The sequence below is a fragment of the Paenibacillus macerans genome (assembly GCF_050565405.1).
Lineage (GTDB): Bacteria > Bacillota > Bacilli > Paenibacillales > Paenibacillaceae > Fontibacillus > Fontibacillus macerans_B.
Genome location: NZ_JBNYYG010000127.1, coordinates 1 through 630 on the forward strand (window position 1 = coordinate 1; position 630 = coordinate 630).

Below are 630 nucleotides of genomic sequence, written 5' to 3' on the forward strand. Positions count from 1 at the left end.
AGCTATCTCCAGCTGCCAACTCGCTGACTCCGCTTAAACCTACCACCTGAACAGGGGTATTCCGGTTCACCGAACTGCCATCACCAAGTTGTCCATAGTAGTTATAGCCCCACGACCATACGGTTCCATCATTCTTCAGTGCATAGCTCGTATTCCAAGAGGCGGCTATCCCAATGATCCCACTCAGGTTCTTCACCTGAACCGGGATCAAGCTATTGGTATTGTTGCCATTCCCCAGTTGGCCTTGGTAGTTATACCCCCACGACCATACTGTCCCGTCGCTCTTCAGGGCCAAACTGTGTCCAGCACCTGCTGCTACGGAAAGGACGTCTGTCAGGCCCGGAACTTCCACTGCCGTCGTTTTCGAGGTTGTGGTTCCATCCCCCAGCTGACCGTTGCTGTTTAATCCCCATGCCAGCACCTTGCCATCCGACTTCACTTGCAACGTATGACTCTCACTCGTCGATAGGGTCTTCTGCTTCAGCTCCGTGCTGTTCTTCACTCTCACCCAGCCCACGCTCGACCATTCCGACCACAGGTGCTCGTCATTGACTCGGACGCGGACTTGGAAGACTTGGCCGTTTGCTAATGGCTCCGTAACCGTCCAGGCGTTCACGTTCGCAGTTAACG

At 54.4% G+C, this 630-nt stretch carries 1 protein-coding gene; it reads right to left on the bottom strand.

Annotated features, from left to right (window positions below; genetic code table 11):
- The coding region (locus tag ACQ4N8_RS28130; RefSeq protein ID WP_430707672.1) for an RCC1 domain-containing protein at positions 1-502 on the bottom strand (502 nt) is incomplete at its 3' end.
- Positions 503-630: the final 128 nt, after the last annotated feature.